This is a genomic window from Eleftheria terrae, from assembly GCF_030419005.1.
Classification (GTDB): Bacteria; Pseudomonadota; Gammaproteobacteria; order Burkholderiales; family Burkholderiaceae_C; genus Caldimonas; species Caldimonas terrae.
The window spans coordinates 4,318,307-4,333,930 of the sequence record NZ_CP106951.1; the positions used below are offsets into that span (position 1 = coordinate 4,318,307).

15 protein-coding genes are annotated in these 15,624 nt (G+C 70.0%); 9 read left to right on the plus strand and 6 right to left on the minus strand.

Annotation, left to right across the window (positions count from 1 at the left end; genetic code table 11):
- Positions 1–67 precede the first annotated feature (67 nt).
- Positions 68–682 (plus strand): MlaC/ttg2D family ABC transporter substrate-binding protein, encoded by a 615-nt coding sequence (locus tag N7L95_RS19320; RefSeq protein WP_301256880.1) that lies wholly within the window; start codon positions 68–70, stop codon positions 680–682.
- Positions 683–694: 12 nt separating this feature from the next.
- Positions 695–973: an STAS domain-containing protein gene (locus tag N7L95_RS19325; RefSeq protein ID WP_301256881.1), complete on the plus strand. Its 279-nt coding sequence runs from the start codon at positions 695–697 to the stop codon at positions 971–973.
- Positions 974–1,057: 84 nt separating this feature from the next.
- Here the strand turns inward: N7L95_RS19325 and N7L95_RS19330 are convergent, their stop codons facing one another.
- Positions 1,058–1,915 carry a MurR/RpiR family transcriptional regulator gene (locus N7L95_RS19330; RefSeq protein WP_301256882.1) on the minus strand — a complete coding sequence of 286 codons (858 nt, stop codon included), beginning with the start codon at positions 1,913–1,915 and terminating at the stop codon, positions 1,058–1,060.
- A 47-nt stretch (positions 1,916–1,962) separates the two neighbouring features.
- Positions 1,963–3,414: a glucose-6-phosphate dehydrogenase gene (gene zwf, locus N7L95_RS19335; protein ID WP_301256883.1), complete on the minus strand. Its 1,452-nt coding sequence runs from the start codon at positions 3,412–3,414 to the stop codon at positions 1,963–1,965.
- A gap of 321 nt (positions 3,415–3,735) precedes the next feature.
- Between zwf and tal the strand changes: the two genes are divergently transcribed.
- The 3 genes from tal (at position 3,736) to N7L95_RS19350 (ending at position 7,003) form a co-directional block, all read left to right on the plus strand.
- The gene (gene tal, locus N7L95_RS19340) at positions 3,736–4,683 is read left to right on the plus strand and encodes a transaldolase (RefSeq protein ID WP_301256884.1); all 948 of its coding nucleotides are present in this window, start codon (positions 3,736–3,738) and stop codon (positions 4,681–4,683) included.
- 89 nt (positions 4,684–4,772) lie between these two features.
- On the plus strand, positions 4,773–6,371 hold the full coding sequence (gene pgi, locus N7L95_RS19345) for a glucose-6-phosphate isomerase (protein WP_301256885.1): 1,599 nt from the start codon (positions 4,773–4,775) through the stop codon (positions 6,369–6,371).
- Positions 6,368–7,003 carry an HAD family hydrolase gene (locus N7L95_RS19350; protein WP_301256886.1) on the plus strand — a complete coding sequence of 212 codons (636 nt, stop codon included), beginning with the start codon at positions 6,368–6,370 and terminating at the stop codon, positions 7,001–7,003. The genes pgi and N7L95_RS19350 overlap by 4 nt, the downstream gene beginning before the upstream one ends.
- Positions 7,004–7,054: 51 nt before the next feature.
- Here the strand turns inward: N7L95_RS19350 and N7L95_RS19355 are convergent, their stop codons facing one another.
- The 3 genes from N7L95_RS19355 to N7L95_RS19365 are packed head-to-tail and all read right to left on the minus strand — an operon-like array spanning position 7,055 to position 10,481.
- Complete coding sequence (locus tag N7L95_RS19355; protein WP_301256887.1) at positions 7,055–8,188, minus strand: methyltransferase; 1,134 nt, start codon at positions 8,186–8,188, stop codon at positions 7,055–7,057.
- A complete protein-coding gene (locus N7L95_RS19360) occupies positions 8,185–9,291 on the minus strand; it encodes a M14 family metallopeptidase (RefSeq protein WP_301256888.1) in 1,107 nt (368 codons plus the stop codon). The genes N7L95_RS19355 and N7L95_RS19360 overlap by 4 nt, the downstream gene beginning before the upstream one ends.
- Positions 9,288–10,481, minus strand: coding sequence for a M20 aminoacylase family protein (locus N7L95_RS19365; RefSeq protein ID WP_301256889.1), 1,194 nt, complete (start codon positions 10,479–10,481; stop codon positions 9,288–9,290). Before N7L95_RS19365 ends, N7L95_RS19360 begins: the two co-directional genes overlap by 4 nt.
- Positions 10,482–10,655: 174 nt before the next feature.
- On the opposite strand from N7L95_RS19365, the gene N7L95_RS19370 reads away from it, so the two are divergent.
- From N7L95_RS19370 to N7L95_RS19380, 3 genes are read left to right on the plus strand one after another with little or no spacing between them, the layout of a single operon-like run.
- Complete coding sequence (locus tag N7L95_RS19370; protein ID WP_301256890.1) at positions 10,656–12,734, plus strand: molybdopterin-containing oxidoreductase family protein; 2,079 nt, start codon at positions 10,656–10,658, stop codon at positions 12,732–12,734.
- A complete protein-coding gene (locus N7L95_RS19375) occupies positions 12,734–13,831 on the plus strand; it encodes an aminopeptidase (RefSeq protein WP_301256891.1) in 1,098 nt (365 codons plus the stop codon). The genes N7L95_RS19370 and N7L95_RS19375 overlap by 1 nt, the downstream gene beginning before the upstream one ends.
- Positions 13,828–14,157 carry a polyhydroxyalkanoic acid system family protein gene (locus N7L95_RS19380; RefSeq protein ID WP_301256892.1) on the plus strand — a complete coding sequence of 110 codons (330 nt, stop codon included), beginning with the start codon at positions 13,828–13,830 and terminating at the stop codon, positions 14,155–14,157. Before N7L95_RS19375 ends, N7L95_RS19380 begins: the two co-directional genes overlap by 4 nt.
- A gap of 85 nt (positions 14,158–14,242) precedes the next feature.
- Here N7L95_RS19380 and N7L95_RS19385 read toward each other — a convergent pair whose 3' ends face one another.
- Complete coding sequence (locus N7L95_RS19385) at positions 14,243–14,497, minus strand: acyl-CoA-binding protein (RefSeq protein ID WP_301256893.1); 255 nt, start codon at positions 14,495–14,497, stop codon at positions 14,243–14,245.
- Between the two features lie 108 nt (positions 14,498–14,605).
- On the opposite strand from N7L95_RS19385, the gene N7L95_RS19390 reads away from it, so the two are divergent.
- A complete protein-coding gene (locus N7L95_RS19390; protein WP_301256894.1) occupies positions 14,606–15,529 on the plus strand; it encodes a LysR substrate-binding domain-containing protein in 924 nt (307 codons plus the stop codon).
- Positions 15,530–15,624 lie beyond the last annotated feature (95 nt).

The following is a 15,624-nucleotide window of genomic DNA, read 5'->3' on the forward strand; positions in this document are numbered from 1 at the left end:
CCGCGTCACGGGTCTGACAGCGGAGTCGATGAAAAAATGGCGGCTTGACCGCCCCGAAAGGAAAGCAATGATCCGTCGTAGTTTCGCCACCGCCTGCCTCAGCATGCTGATGGCCGTGACCGCACCGGCATGGGCGCAGCAGGCGCCGGATGCCCTGGTGAAGGAAGTCTCCACCGAAGTGATGGATGCGGCCCGCGAGGACAAGGCCATCCAGCAGGGCGACGTGCAGCGCGTCATCACGCTGGTCGATTCGAAGATCATGCCGCATGTGGATTTCGAACGCATGACGGCCTCCGCGGTCGGCCGTTACTGGCGCCAGGCCTCGGCGGAGCAGAAGCAGCGCCTGCAGACCGAGTTCAAGCAACTGCTGGTGCGCACCTATGCCGGCGCGCTGGCACAGGTCAAGGACCAGCGGGTGGTGATGAAGCCGATGCGTGCGTCGCCCGAGGACAAGGAAGTGATCGTGCGCAGCGAGGTGCGCGGCAAGGGTGATCCGGTGCAGATGGACTACCGCCTGGAGAAGACCGCGGACGGCTGGAAGATCTACGACGTCAACGTGCTGGGCGTCTGGCTGGTCGAGAACTACCGCAACAGCTTCGCCCAGGAAATCAGCCAGGGCGGCATTGACGGCCTGATCAGCAAGCTGGCCGAGCGGAACAAGTCGGCCGGCTCGCGCGGCTGAGGAAGGCAGCCGGTGCTGTTGCTGCCGTCCACGCTCACCGTCCGCGAGGCGGCCGACACCTTGCGCCTGCTGGAGCAGGGCCTGCGGTCCTCGGGTGACACCCTGGTGATCGACGCGGCCGGCCTGCAGCACTTCGACTCGTCGGCGCTGGCCGTGCTGCTCGAATGCCAGCGGCAGGCGAGTGCCGAAGGCAAGCGCTGCGAGGTGCGCCAGATGCCACTGCAGCTGAAGAAGCTGGCCGGGCTCTACGGCATCGCGGAGCTGCTGCCGGTGGAGGTGGCCGCGGCCTGACTCGCCGCGCCACGTGCGCTGCTGCTTGACGAAAAAAACGGCTCCTCGGAGCCGTTTTTCTTTGCCTGCGCGCCGCGCCTGCGTTCACTCGGCCGGGTGGGCGTAGCGCTTGGCGCGCAGGTTGCGCTTGATCTCCTGCAGCAGCGGTCGCAGGTGCTCGCCCAGCCGCAGCGCCACGCCGGTGGTCAGGATGTCGATGATCATCAGGTGCAGCAAGCGTGACACCATCGGGCTGTAGCGGTCGTAGTCTTCCGGATGGTCGGCCGCCAGCAGGATCTGCGCATGCTGGGTCAGCGGCGAGCCGCTGGCGGTGATGACGATGGTGGTGGCGCCCTTCTTGCGCGCGATCTCGGCGGCGTCGAGCAGGTCGCGGCTGCGGCCGGAATTGCTGATGATGACCGCGCAGTCGCCCGGCTGCAGCATGGTGGCGCTCATCACCTGCACATGGCCGTCGCTGTAGGCCACCGCGTTGACGCCCAGGCGGAAGAATTTGTGCTGCGCGTCCTGCGCCACGATGCCGGAGTTGCCGACGCCGTAGAACTCGATGCGGCGGCCGTCACGGCCGGCCTGGGCGAGCGCGTCCATCGCCCGGTCAAAGGCATGGCTGGCGGCATCGTTGCGGAACTTCAGCAGGGCCGAGACGGTGTTGTCGATCACCTTGACGATGATGTCGGCCGGCTTGTCGTCCTCGTCCACCGAGCGGTGCACGAAGGGCACGCCTTCGTTGACGCTGCCGGCCAGCTTGAGCTTGAAGTCGGCCAGGCCGTCATAGCCCACGCTGCGGCAGAAGCGCACGACGGTGGGCTTGCTGACATGCGCCCGCTCGGCCAGCTCGGCCACCGGCAGGCTGGCGAAGCTGCGCGGGTCGGCCAGCACGAGCTTGGCCACCCGCTGTTCGGCCGGCGGCAGGGCAGGAATGGACGCCTTGATGCGGTCGAGCATGATGATGCCTTCTCTTCCTCAGCGCTGCGCCGCGGCGGGGGGCACCGTCATTGCTCTTCCGACCAGCTGTAGCCGTCGCGCGCGACCAGTGCGCTGGCCGCGGCCGGGCCCCAGCTGCCCGCCGGATAGCTGCGCAGGCCATTGCTGCCGTCGGCTTCCCAGGTGTCCAGGATGGGCTCGACCCAGCGCCAGGCCTGTTCCTGTTCGTCGGAGCGCACGAACAGGTTGAGCCGGCCGGCAATGGCGTCCAGCAGCAGCCGTTCGTAGGCGCCGACCCGCTCGCTCGGGAAGGCCTTGTCGAAGTCCAGGTCCAGGAAGACCGGCGACAGCGCTTCGCTCTGGCCGGTGCCCTTGGCGGCCAGCAGGTGCAGCTCCAGCCCGTCTTCCGGCTGCAGCTTGATGACCAGCTTGTTGGACTGGCTGCTGCCGCCGGGGAAGATGCTGTGCGGCGCCGGGCGGAAGTTGACGACGATCTCCGCATCGCGCGCCGCCAGGCGCTTGCCGGTGCGCAGGTAGAAGGGCACGCCGGCCCAGCGCCAGTTCTGCACCTCGGTGCGCAGCGCCACGAAGGTCTCGGTGTGGCTGCCGGACGGCACCTTGGCCTCGTCGAGGTAGCCCACCACCGCCTTGCCGTCGACCGTGCCGGCCCGGTATTGGCCGCGCACCACGTCGCGCCGCACGCTCTCGGCGGTGAAGGGCTTGAGCGAGCGCAGCACCTTCAGCTTCTCGTCGCGGATGGCATCGGCGTCGGCGCTGGAAGGCGGCTCCATCGCGATCATGGTCAGCAGCTGCAGCGCATGGTTCTGAATCATGTCGCGCAGGGCGCCGGTGCGGTCGTAGAAGTCGCCGCGGGTGCCCACCCCCAGGCTCTCGGCCAGGGTGATCTGGATGTTGGCGATGCTCTCGCGGCGCCACAGCGGCTCGAACAGCGCGTTGCCGAAGCGCAGCGCCGACAGGTTCTGCACCGAGGGCTTGCCCAGGTAGTGGTCGATGCGGAAGGCCTGGTTCTCCTGGAACACCGAGCGCACCACCCGGTTGATCTCCTGCGCGCTCTGCAGGTCGTGGCCGAGCGGCTTCTCGAGCACCACCCGCACCTGCGGCCCGTTGAGGCCGGCAGCGCCGAGCTGCTCGCAGATCACCGGGAAAAGGTGCGGGCTGGTGGCCAGGTAGAGCACCGCGGTGTCGGCATTGCGCTCGTCCAGCCAGCTCTTGAGGCGCTGATAGTGCTCGGGCTGCGACAGGTCCATGCGGCGGTAGAACAGCAGCTCCGCGAAGCGGGCGAACTCTTCGTCAGTGGGCCGCTTGGGCGTGTCGACGTCCTGGAAACGGTCCTTCAGCCATTGCCGGTACTGCTCGTCGGACTGGTCGTCGCGAGCCACCGCCAGGATGCGGCCGCCGGACGGCAGCTTGCCATGGCGAAACGCCTGGAAGAGGGCCGGCATCAGCTTGCGCCAGGTGAGGTCGCCGGTGCCGCCGAAGAAGACGAGGTCGAAGGACATGGTGAAAGTCGGTAACCGATGAGGAACGCGGATCTCGCCGCAGACCCGCCCCGCTGATGCGGGCCGGAGGGGAAGGGGCGTGTAATAAAGTTTCAGCGGATGATGCCGGCAATCGGCGGCAGCGTCAATCGAGGACGCTGGCACCGGCCGGGCGGGCGCGGACGGCCGGCGGTCGAGTTACGAAAAGGTTACCGGGTAACCTTGTTACTATGCAAGCCCGGCCCTGTGGCCCGCACCCGAGGGCCCCGGTCGCGCGCTGTCGCCGGGGTGCCGCGCGGGGGCGCGACAATGGCTCTTTCGCGTACCGATTCTGGATACAGCATGACTTCCCTCGACTCCCTCAAGCAGTACACCACCGTGGTGGCCGACACCGGCAACTTCCGGCAGCTCGCGCAATTCGCCCCGCGCGACGCGACCACCAACCCCTCCCTGATCCTGAAGGCGGTGCAGCAGGCCGACTACCTGCCGTTGCTGAAGGACACCGTGGCCGCGCATGCCGGCGAGCCGATGGACGAGGTGGTCGACCGCCTGCTGGTGCGCTTCGGCCTGGAGATCCTGAAGGTCGTGCCGGGCCGGGTCTCCACCGAGGTCGACGCCCGCCTGAGCTTCGACACCGCCGCCACCATCGCGCGGGCCGAGCGCATCATGGGCTGGTACGAGGAAGCCGGCATTGGCCGTGACCGGGTGCTGATCAAGATCGCCTCCACCTGGGAGGGCATCCAGGCGGCCAAGGCACTGGAGCACCAGGGCATCCATTGCAACCTGACGCTGCTCTTCGCCTTCTGCCAGGCGGTGGCCTGCGGCGAAGCCGGCGTGCGTCTGATCTCGCCCTTCGTCGGCCGCATCTACGACTGGTACAAGAAGTCGGCCGGCGCCTCCTGGGACGAGCAGGCCAATGCCGGCGTGAACGATCCGGGCGTCAAGTCGGTCACCCAGATCTACAACTACTACAAGCACTTCGGCATCGAGACCGAGGTGATGGGCGCCAGCTTCCGCAATGCCGGCCAGATCACTGCGCTGGCCGGTTGCGACCTGCTGACCATCAGCCCCGAGCTGCTGGCCCAGCTGCAGGCGAGCGACGCGCCGGTGGAGCGCCGGCTGGACGCGGCCGCCGCCCGGAGCGCGCCTGTCAAATTCGTGAGCTACAACGAGTCCTGCTTCCGCTTCGCGCTGAACGAGGACGCGATGGCGACCGAGAAGCTGGCCGAAGGCATCCGCGCCTTCGCCGCCGACGCGGTCAAGCTCGAAGCCATGATCCAGGCCCTCTGAGCAGGGCGAACCGGCGCACCGCCCGGTGACGCGGCCCCCGGCGGGCCGCGCCCGGGCCGGTGCGCCCGAACCACCGGAGATCCATCCCCATGCCGACTGCACCTCGCTGCGACCGGACCACTGCCTGGGCCGCGCTCCAGGGACACTTCCAGGCCCACGGCCGCGACTTCGACCTGCGCGAGGCTTTCGCCCGCGACCCGGGCCGCTTCGACAGCCTGAGCCTGCAGGCGCCGGAGGTCTTTGCCGACCTGTCCAAGAACCGCCTCGACCTCGCCACCGTCAAGCTGCTGTGCGAGCTGGCCCGTGAATGCGGCCTGGAAGCCCGGCGCGACGCGATGCTGGCCGGCGAGCCGATCAACCACACCGAAGGCCGTGCGGTGCTGCACACCGCCTTGCGCGCGCCGCAGGGGCAGGGCCCGTTCAGCGACGAGGTGCACGAGGTGCTCGACCGCATGCTGGCCTTCGCCGAGGACGTGCGCGACACGGCCCGCAGCGGCATCCGGCACATCGTCAACATCGGCATCGGCGGCTCCGACCTGGGCCCGCAGATGGTGGTGCCGGCGCTCGACGCCTTCGTGCACCCGGGGCTGACCTTCCACTTCGTCTCCAATGTCGACGGCCACGACATCGCGCCGGTGCTACGCCGGCTCAAGCCGGAGGAGACGCTGTTCATCATCGCCTCCAAGACCTTCACGACCCAGGAGACGATGGCCAACGCGCAGGTCGCCAAGGCCTGGTTCCTGCAGCACGGCGGCACCGACACGCGGCGCCACTTCGTCGGCACCACCACCAACGTCAAGGCGGCCGCGGAATTCGGCATCGACACCACCTTCGGCTTCTGGGACTGGGTGGGCGGGCGCTATTCGCTGTGGTCGGCCATCGGCTTGCCGATCGCGCTGGCCGTGGGTGCGGAGCACTTCCGCGAACTGCTGGCCGGTGCGCATGCGATGGACCGCCACTTCGCCGAAGCCCCGCTGCCGCAGAACCTGCCGGCCCTGCTGGGCCTGCTGGACGTCTGGTACCGCAACTTCCACGGTTTCGGCAGCCGCAGCGTCGCGCCCTACCACCAGGGCCTGAAGCGCCTGCCGGCCTACCTGCAGCAGCTGGAGATGGAAAGCAACGGCAAGTGCGTCGACCTGGACGGCGAGGCACTGCCTTTCGCCACCTCGCCGGTGGTGTGGGGCGAGCCGGGCACCAATGGGCAGCATGCCTACTTCCAGATGCTGCACCAGGGCACGGACGTCATCCCGGTCGAGTTCATCCTGGTCAAGCGGCCGACGCATGGCCATGCCGACCTGCAGGCCAAGCTGCTGGCCAACGGCCTGGCCCAGGCCCAGGCCCTGATGCTGGGCAAGACGACTGAGCAGGCACGTGGCGAGAAGGCGCCGACCGCCTCTGCCACGCTGGATGCCCAGACGCTGGCACGCCACCGCACCTTCCCCGGCAACCGCCCCAGCACCACGCTGCTGCTGGAGCAGCTGACGCCGCGCAGCCTGGGCGCGCTGATTGCGCTCTACGAGCACCGCGTTTTCACCAGCGGCGTGCTGTGGGGCATCAACAGCTTCGACCAGTGGGGCGTGGAGCTGGGCAAGGCCTTGTGCAACGACTTGCTGCCGCGCCTGGCCTCGGGCGACACGGCGGGCCTGGACAGCTCGACGGCCGGGCTGCTGAAGAAGGTCCGCGCATGAGCCGCGGCGTGGTATTCGACTTCGCCGGCGTGGTGTTTCGCTGGCGGCCGCTGGAGCTGCTGCAGCAGGTGCTGCCGCAGCGGGTGCCGCACGAGGACGCGGCCCGCGGGATCGCGGCCAGCCTGTTCCAGTCCTTCGAGGTGGGCAGCGACTGGGCCTGCTTCGACCGCGGCACGGTGGGCGAGGACGAGCTGGTGGCCCGCATCTCCGCCCGCACCGGGCTGGCGGCGTCAGAGGTCAGGGCGGTGGTGGACGCCATCCCGGCCCACCTGGAGCCGCAGGCGCCGACGGTGGCGTTGATGCGCCGGCTGAAAGCGGCCGGTCACCGGCTGTTCTTCCTCTCGAACATGCCGGCACCCTACGCAGACCATCTGGAGCGGCAGCACACCTTCTTCGAGTGGTTCGACGACGGCATCTTCTCGGCCAGGGTGCAGCTGATCAAGCCCGAGCCGGCCATCTTCCAGGAGGCGGCCCGCCGCTTCGGCCTGGTGCCGGCCGACAGCGTGTTCATCGACGACCATGCTGGCAATGTCGAGGTCGCGCGCAGCCTGGGCTGGCAATCGGTGCAGTTCCTCGACGCTGCGCAGGTCGAGTCGGACCTGCGCGCCAGCGGCTGGGCGGTGGCCGACTGAGAGCCGCCCGGCGGCGGGCCGGTTGCGGGCCGCCGCCAGCCAGGCAGGGGCTCAGGCGCTGTCCCGGGCCTTCAGCCGCCACAGCGAGGTGAGCTCGCGGGCACGCGCCTGGTGGAGCGGGTCGCCGGGGTCGCTGGCCTTCGGATGCTGCGGCCGCGCATCGAGCCGGCCAGCCACTTGCAGGCCGCCGGCCTCGATCCACTGCAGCAGCTGCTCACGCGGGCGCAGGCCCAAATGTTCGGCCAGGTCCGACAGGATCAGCCAGCCTTCGCCGCCCGCTGCCAGGTGGCCGGCCAGGCCGCCGAGGAAGCCGCGCAGCATGCGGCTGTCAGGGTCGTAGACCGCATGCTCCAGCGCCGAGCTGGGGCGCGCCGGCACCCAGGGCGGGTTGCACACCACCAGCGGGGCCCGGCCTTCCGGGAAGAGATCGGCCTGCTGCAGCGCCACACGCGGGGCAAGCCCCAGGCGGGCGACGTTGTCGCCGGCGCAGGCCAGCGCCCGGACGTCCATGTCGGTGGCCACGATGCGCTCGACGCCGCGCTGTGCCAGCACGGCCGACAGCACGCCGGTGCCGGTGCCGATGTCGAAGGCCAGTGTCGTGCCGGGCGGCAGCGGGGCGCGCGCCACCAGGTCCACGTACTCGCCGCGCACCGGCGAGAACACGCCGTAGTGCGGGTGGATGCGGCCACGCAGTGCCGCAATCTCGACGCCCTTCTTGCGCCACTCGTGCGCGCCGATCAGCCCGAGCAGCTCGCGCAGCGACGCGACGTATGGCTCGTCGGACCCACCATAGGCTTCCTGGCAGGCCGCCGCCACGTCGGGCGCACGGCGCAGCGGCACGTGGTGGTCGGCGTCGAAAGGGATCAGCACCATGCCCAGCGTGCGTGCCCGCTGGGCCTGCGCCTGGCGATGGAAGTGGAAGGCCTCGGCTGGCGAGCCGGCCGGCTTGCGCGGCTTGCGGTCGATGCGCCGTGCCAGGGCCTGCAGCAGCTGCCGGGCATTCTGGAAATCGCCGCGCCACAGCAGGCCGGTGCCTTCACAGGCAAGCCGGTAGGCGGTGTCGGCATTCAGGCGGTCGTCGGCCACCTGCACCCGCCGCGGCGGCGGCACGCCGGCCTCGGAGCGCCAGCGGGCGCTGCGCGCCTCACCGGCTTCGGACCATTGCAGTTGCGCTGCCTCGCTCACGGCGCGGTTCCCGGCCGGCCCTGCAGTCCCTGCAGGGCTTGCAGCGCCGCTTCGCGGCCTTGCGCCACCAGCTGGGCCTTCCAGTCGTCGGCATCGACGTAGAACGCGTCGCGCAGCTGGCGCTTGATCTGCCGTGCCTGTTCCGGCGGGGCTTCGGGGTGGTTCTCCAGCCATTGCTCGGCCCGCAGGGCCTGGAAGACATCAAGCAGCGGCAGCGTGCCGAACTCCAGCGCGATGCCGGTGTAGCGCAGCTCGGGTCGGCCGTCGAACACCACCGGCCACAGCGTGCCGGTCAGGCGCGCCGAGCTGGAACTGCCCTCGTCGACCGAGGTCACCTGCGGCCCCCACCACGCGCGTGCCCGGGCCAGCTCGGCCGGCTCGTAGCGCGAGGCGAAGATGCGCTCGCCATGCCCGCGCGGGCCGAGGCCGGTGTGCAGGTCGATCCAGGCCAGCTCCTGCGTGTGGCGCAGGTGGTCCTGCAGCACCGCGCGCAGCGTCTGGTGGCTCCAGGTGGGGTTGCGGCCGCCGTAGTACAGGCCGTCCTCGTGGCTGTGCTGGCCCTGCGACACCGCCGACTGGAAGGCGGCCACGCCGCGCTCGGCCAGGTAGGCGGCAATGGCCTGCTCCACCTCCGGCGTGGGCGGCCATTCGCGCGGCAGCAGCAGCGCATGCAGCTCGGCATAGGCCGGGTTGTCGGGCAGCGGGCGGCTGAAGTCGTGGAAGTTGCGGTTCAGGTCGACGTTCTCCTGCGTCACCCGGCGCCACCACGAAAACCCGTAGGGGTTGAGGCCATGGATGTAGAGCACCGCCACACCGCTGTCGCGCACCGCCTGCAGCCAGGCGGCATCGTGCAGCAGGGCGACCTGGATGCCGGAGCCGGCATAGCCCTCCACGCCATGGCAGGCGCTGCTGATCATGAGCACCCGGGCGGCATCGCGCGGGCCGTGGCGGCAGACGTCCATCGACAGCGTCTCGCCGTCGCGGCCCAGCAGGGGATGCACATGGTGCTCCACGTCCAGCCCCGCCTGCTCGCAGGCGGTGAGGAACTTCTGCCTCGCCTCGGCATAGCTTTGCGAGTAACCCTCGCTCGGATGGTGGCTCATCGCGGCGTGCTCAGCCACATCTCGGCCATGCGCACCCACAGGGTGGCGCCGAGCGGCAGCAACTCGTCGTTGAAGTCGTAGCTGGGGTTGTGCAGCATGCACGGGCCCATGCCATGGCCGCCCTCGCGGTGCGTGCCGTCGCCGTTGCCGATCAGGAAGTAGGCGCCCGGCTTCTCCTGCAGGAAGTAGCTGAAGTCCTCGGCGCCCATGGTGGGCTCGAAGTCAAGCACGTTCTCGGCTCCCACCACGTCGGCCATCACGCGGCGGGCGAGCTCGGTCTCGGCCGGGTGGTTGATGGTCGGCGGGTAGTTGCGCTCGAAGCGGAACTCGCACTCGCAGCCGAAGGCCGCGGCGGTGTGGCGGGCGATCTCCTCCATGCGCCGCTCGATCAGGTCGAGCACCTCCAGCGTGAAGGTGCGCACCGTGCCCTGGATCTCGCAGCTGTCGGGCACCACGTTGGTGGCCTCGCCGGTGTGGATCATCGTGACCGAGATCACCCCGGCGTCGATGGGCCGCTTGTTGCGCGTGATGATGGTCTGGAAGGCCTGTACCAACTGGCAGGCCACCGGCACCGGGTCGATGCCGTTGTGCGGCATCGCCGCATGCGCGCCCTTGCCGCGGATGACGATCCTGAACTCGTTGCTCGATGCAAAGCAGGGCCCGTTCTTGATCGCGAATTGGCCCACCTTGAGGCCCGGCCAGTTGTGCATGCCGAACACCGCTTCCATCGGGAACTGGTCGAACAGGCCCTCGCGGATCATTTCGCGGGCGCCGCCGCCGCCTTCCTCGGCCGGCTGGAACAGCAGGTAGACGGTGCCATCGAAGTTGCGGTGCTTGGCCAGGTGGCGGGCCGCGCCCAGCAGCATCGCGGTGTGGCCGTCGTGGCCGCAGGCGTGCATCTTGCCCGGGTGGCGGCTGGCATGCGGGAAGTGGTTGTGCTCGGTCATCGGCAGGGCGTCGATGTCGGCACGCAGGCCCACCGCGCGGTTCGAGCTGCCGTTCTTGACGATGCCCACCACGCCGGTCTTGGCCAGGCCGCGGTGGATGGGGATGCCCCAGTCCGTCAGCGCGCGGGCGATGACGTCGGCGGTGCGTTGTTCTTCGAAGCAGAGCTCCGGGTGGGCATGGATGTCGCGCCTCAAGGCCGCGACCTCGGCGCTTTCGGCCAGGATGGATTCGATCAGCTGCATCGGGGGGAACTCCAGACGGGGCCGCCGTCGGGCGGGGGCCTGGCGGCAGGGGAGAACCAGTTTAGCCCCGCCGGGACGAGGCGGGGGAAGTTCACAGCAAAAGCATTCCAGCCGCTCGGGCAGCCATCGCCCGGCCGTGGAAGAATCGGGGTTCCCACCCGCAAGAGGCCCACGATGTCCACCCCTGTCCTTCCCCTCGCCGCCGGCGTTGCGAGCGGCACGCGCACGGTGCGCGCGGCCTGCCCGCACGACTGCCCCGACACTTGTGCGATTCGCGTCACGGTGGAGGACGGCCGGGCGGTCAAGGTACAGGGCGACCCCGACCACCCGCCCACCCATGGCGCGCTGTGCCAGAAGGTGTCGCGCTATCCGGAGCGCACCTACCACCCGGACCGGGTGCTGCAGCCGCTGCGCCGCGTCGGCCCCAAGGGCAGCGGGCAGTTCGAGCCGGTCAGCTGGGATCAGGCGCTGGGCGACATCGCGGCGCGGCTGGGCGCCATCGCGGCCCGCGCGCCGGAGGCCATCGTGCCCTACAGCTATGCCGGCACCATGGGCCTGCTGCAGGGCGAGAGCATCGCCGCCCGCTTCTTCAACGCCCTGGGCGCCTCCCGGCTGGACCGCACCATCTGCGCCAGCGCCGGCGGCGATGCGCTGCTGGCCACCTACGGCGGCAAGGTCGGCATGCACCTGGAGCATTTCGCCGAGAGCCGGCTGATCCTGATCTGGGGCAGCAACTCGATCGCCTCCAACCTGCATTTCTGGACCCTGGCGCAGCAGGCCAAGCGGGCCGGCGCCAAGCTGGTCTGCATCGACCCGCGCAAGACCGAGACCGCCGACAAATGCCACCAGCACATCGCGCTGCGGCCCGGCACCGACGGCGCGCTCGCCCTGGGCCTGATGCACGAGCTGGTTGTCAACGACTGGCTGGACCACGACTACATCGAGCGCCACACCGCCGGCTGGCCGGCGCTGCGCGAACGGGCGCTGCAGTGGCCGCCCGAGCGGGTGGCGGAGGTCTGCGGCATCAGCGCCGACGAGGTGCGGCAGCTGGCGCGCGACTACGCCACCACCCGCCCGGCCGCCATCCGGCTCAACTACGGCATGCAGCGGGTGCGCGGCGGCGGCAACGCCGTGCGGCTGGTCGCGGTGCTGCCCTGCCTGGTGGGCGCCTGGCGCCATCGCGCCGGCGGCCTGCTGCTGTCGGCCTCCGGCTGGTTCCCGGTGGACCGTGCCGCCCTGCAGCGGCCCGACCTGCTGCGCGGCCGGCAGCCACGCACCATCAACATGAGCACCATCGGCGACGACCTGCTGCGCGAAGCCTCGCCCGGCTTCGGCCCGAAGATCGAGGCGCTGGTGGTCTACAACAGCAATCCGGTGGCGGTGGCCCCGGAGTCGGCCAAGGTGGTGCAGGGTTTCGCCCGCGACGACCTGTTCACCGTGGTGCTGGAGCATTTCCTGACCGACACCGCCGACATGGCCGACTACGTGTTGCCCGCCACCACCCAGCTGGAGCACCTCGACGTGCACACCAGCTACGGCCACACCTATGCCCTGCTGAACGAGCCGGCCATCGCGCCGCTCGGCCAGGCGCGGCCGAACACCCAGATCTTCCGCGACCTGGCCGCCCGCATGGGGCTGGACGACCCCTGCCTGCAGGAAAGCGACGAAAGCCTGGCGGCCTCGGCCTTCAGCCGGGATGTCGACCTGCAGACGCTGCGCCGCCAGCACTGGGTCAAGCTGCCGTTGCCGGAGGCCCCGTTCGCCGAGGGCGGCTTCCCGACCGCGTCGGGCCGCTGCGAGATCGACGCGGCGGCCGCCGGTGGCACGCCCGACCATGTGCCCAACTACGAGTCGGCCGCCTCCACGCCCGAGCTGGCGCGGCGCTACCCGCTGGCCATGATCTCGCCGCCGGCGCGCAACTTCCTCAACTCGTCCTTCGTCAACGTCAAGAGCCTGCGTGACATCGAAGGCGAGCCGCTGCTGGAGATCCACCCCGACGACGCCGCTGCCCGCGGCATCGCCGACGGCCAGCGCGTGTGCGTCTTCAACGACCGCGGCGAACACCGCTGTGCGGCGCGCGTCTCGCTGCGGGCGCGGCCCGGCGTGGTCAACGGCCTGGGCATCTGGTGGCGCAAGTTCGGCGTCGACGGCACCAATGTGAACCAGCTGACCCACCAGCGCCTGACCGACCTGGGCCGCGCGCCCTGCTTCTACGACGTGCTGGTGGAGGTGCGGCCGGAGGAGGGCGCCTGATGCGGCTGGCGCGCTGGCTGGCCGGCGGCACGGTGGCCGGACTCGCCGCGGTGGCCGGGCTGGGGCTGGCCGGCTGCGGCAGCCTCGGCTACTACACGCAGTCGATGCGCGGCCACCTGTCGATGATGCACAGCGCCCGGCCGGTGCCCGAATGGCTGGGCGAAGCGGGCACCACCGAGCCGCTGCGCAGCCGGCTGCTGCTGTCGCAGCGCATGCGCGACTTCGCCGTCAGCGAGCTGAAGCTGCCGGACAACGACAGCTACCGCCGCTACGCCGACCTGCAGCGCCCGGCCGCGGTGTGGAACGTGGTGGCGGCGCCCGAGCTGAGCCTGAAGCTCAAGACCTGGTGCTTCCCGGTGGTGGGCTGCGTCGGCTACCGGGGCTATTTCGACAAGGCCGAGGCCGACCGGGTGGCCGCCGAACTGCGGGCCGAGGGCCTGGAGGTGTCGGTCTACGGCGTGCCGGCGTATTCCACGCTGGGCTGGTTCGACGACCCGCTGCTCAACACCTTCATCCACTACCCGGAAGGCGAGCTGGCCCGGCTGATCTTCCACGAGCTGGCCCACCAGATCGCCTATGCCAAGGGTGACACCACCTTCAACGAATCCTTCGCCACCGCGGTGGAGCGCATCGGCGGGCAGCGCTGGCTGGCCGAGCATGCCGACGCGGCCGCGCGCGAGGAATACGAACGGTTCGACGCCAGGCGCCAGGACTTCCGCGCGCTGACGCTGGCCTGGCGGGAGCGCCTGGCCGCGCTCTACCAGGAGCCGCTGCCGCCGGAGGCCATGCGGGCCCGCAAGGCCGAGCTGTTCGCCCAGATGCGGGCCGAGTACAACACGATGAAGCAGGCGCGCTGGGGCGGCTATGCCGGCTACGACGGCTGGTTTGCGCGAGCCAACAACGCTTCGCTGGGCGTCCTGGCGGCCTATAACGAACTGGTGCCGGCCTTCGAGCGCCTGTTCGACGCGCAGGGCGGCGACTTCCAGCGCTTCTACGACGAAGTGCGCCGCCTGGCCGAGCTGCCACGCGAGCAACGCCGCCAGGCGCTCGGCCTGCCGGCCGTGGCGGCGCCATCAACCGGAGCTTCCGCACCGTGAGCCACGACCAAGAGATCCACCTGCAGCGCGAACACGGCCTGGGCCTGGCACGCGCCCGCGAGCTGGCGGCCCAATGGGCCGAAGATGCCGAGGAGCAGTACGGCATGGCCTGCCGCATCGAGGAAGGCGAGACGAGCGACCTGCTGTACTTCAGCCGTGACGGCGTGCAGGGCACGCTGGCCGTGGAGCCGGCCCGCCTGGTGCTGCAAGCCCGCCTGGGCGGGCTGCTGGCGGGGTTCCGGCAGGTCGTCGAGGCGCGGGTGGCGCGCAAGCTCGACGAATTGCTGGCCCTGGAATGCCAACGCCCGTCGCAGCGCAAGGGCTAGTGCCCGGCCACCAGAGGGACGATGGAGCCAGGCACTGGAGGGTGTTGCGGCATGCCGGGCGGGCGGGGAATGCCGCCCGCGGCCATCACTTCAGCGATTCGATCAGGTCGATGTAGTCCTGCATGGCCTGCTCGCTGGTCTTGCCCTTGAGCGTGTTCCAGGCATCCCACTTCGCGCGGCCGACGAAATCGGTCATGCCGGGGCGGTCGCCCTCCACGTCACCGGTGCTGGCCTGCTTGTAGAGCGCGTAGATCTTCAGCAGCGTCATGTTGTCGGGCTTCTCGGGCAGCGACTTCGATTCGGCGACGGCTTGCTCGAAGCGGGCTTTCAGGTCGGACATGGATGCGATCTCCTTGGATGAAAACGGATGCGCTGCGCATCGTAGTGCATGGGCATGCGGGCGCACCCCCGATGCGGTCAGTCCTTCATGTAGTTACACTGCCGGCTCGTGGAAACCAAGTGGTTAGAAGATTTCGTCAGCCTGGCAGAGACGCGCAGCTTCTCGCGTTCCGCGCAATTGCGCCATGTCACGCAACCGGCCTTCTCGCGGCGCATCCAGGCACTGGAAGGCTGGGTCGGCATCGACCTGGTGGACCGGTCGTCCTACCCCACCCGGTTGACGCCAGCCGGCGAGACCTTCCTCGCGCAGGCGCTCGAGATCCTCGGCACCTTGCAGGCCACCCGCAACATGATGCGCGGCCATCGCTCGGCCGGGCAGGACATGATCGAGTTCGCGGTGCCGCACACGCTGGCCTTCAGCTTCTTCCCGCACTGGGTGATGAGCCTGCGCAAGAGCTTCGGCGCGGTGAAGAGCCGGCTGATCGCGCTGAACGTGCACGACGCGGTGATGCGCATGGCCGAAGGCAGCTGCGACCTGCTGATCGCCTATCACCATGCGTCGCAGCCATTGCAGCTCAACCCTGACCGCTACGAGATGCTGAGCCTGGGGCAGGAGACGCTCGCCCCCTACGCCAAGGCCGGGCCCGACGGCCAGCCGCTGTTCCGCATTCCGGCCCGGCCCAGCGAGCGGGTGCCTTTCCTCAGCTACGCCTCCGGTGCCTACCTGGGCCGGCTGGTCGACCTGATCACCAAGCGTTCGCCAGTGCCGCTGAACCTGGACGCCATCTACGAGACCGACATGGCCGAGGGCCTGAAGGCGATGGCCCTCGAAGGCCATGGCCTGGCCTTCCTGCCCGCCAGCTCGGTGAAGAAGGAGCTGCGGGCCCGCCGCCTGGTGCTGGCCGCGCCGGCCGGCTCGCACGAGGTGGTGATGGACGTGCGCATCTACCGCGAGCGGCCCGAGGCCGCCAAGCACGTGCGCCATGGCGTGCAGGCGCTGTGGGACTACCTGCGCGAAACACGTCACGCTTGACGCCCTGGTGCGCGGGCGGCGGTCGCCGCCGCTCGCGCCGCTGCCGATAATCGGCGCCACGGGCCGCACCGCCGGCCCGCCATCCGGCCGCAGAG